Origin of the sequence: Colwellia sp. 5_MG-2023 (assembly GCF_030547795.1) — a bacterium.
Classification (GTDB): Bacteria; Pseudomonadota; Gammaproteobacteria; order Enterobacterales; family Alteromonadaceae; genus Colwellia.
Genome location: NZ_JAUOPW010000066.1, coordinates 1 through 821 on the forward strand (window position 1 = coordinate 1; position 821 = coordinate 821).

Here is an 821-nt window from a genome sequence, read left to right on the forward strand (position 1 = left end):
CTTATTGTTAAATGTCGGTTATAAAAGTGCACAGTTATTTCAACTTTCAGCACAACAAGCAGACATTGAAGCGCAAATTATTAAGCAATATCAACAAACCTTCCCTGGGGCGAAACGTGTTCGTATTGGCACAATAAAGTCGCAGCTTAGTCGAGAATTATCAAGTTTGGGTGGGGCAACTGAGCAAGTTGGCTTTTTATCTATGTTGGCACAAGTACAACCCGCTTTTGCTAAAGTTCCGAGCTTAAAACCTGAATCGATAAAATTTGACGGTAAAAGACAAGAGCTTAGGCTTCAAGCCATTGCTGATGATTATCAACATTTTGAACAATTTAAAAATGCCCTAGCCTTAGCCAATGTTGAGGTAAAACAAGGTGCTCAAAATAATCAAGGTGAGCAAGTAACAGGCTCCTTTAGTATTGTTAGCAAGGAAGGCTCGTAATGAATATCGCTTCACTTAAAACATGGTGGCAAGGGCTGAACTTACGTGAGCAGCGTTTAGTAATAGGCGTTGGTGCGGTATGTTCACTTTTTTTACTGTATAGCCTTATTTGGCAACCACTGAATGACAACCTAGTGAGTAGTCAAAAGCGACTCGAAAGTCGACAAGCGTTGCTTAGCTGGGTCACGGAAAATACCGCACGTTATCAAAGCGTAAAATCCGTAGGTGGTGTCAAACAAAGCAGTGGTAGCTTATCGAGTATTGTTAATCGCACTGCAGAGCGACAACAACTCACCATTACGCGTATGCAGCCTCAAGGTGATATTTTACTGGTGTGGCTTGATAATGTTCCGTTTGCTCAACTACTGCTTTGGTTAGA

At 41.4% G+C, this 821-nt stretch carries 2 protein-coding genes; both read left to right on the forward strand.

All coding sequences use genetic code 11. The features are described from left to right. A partial coding sequence (gene gspL, locus Q4496_RS17890; protein ID WP_303610972.1) for a type II secretion system protein GspL occupies nucleotides 1–442 on the forward strand: 442 nt, incomplete at its 5' end. Beyond that, the coding region (locus tag Q4496_RS17895; protein ID WP_303610973.1) for a type II secretion system protein M at nucleotides 442–821 on the forward strand (380 nt) is incomplete at its 3' end. The genes gspL and Q4496_RS17895, both read left to right, overlap by 1 nt.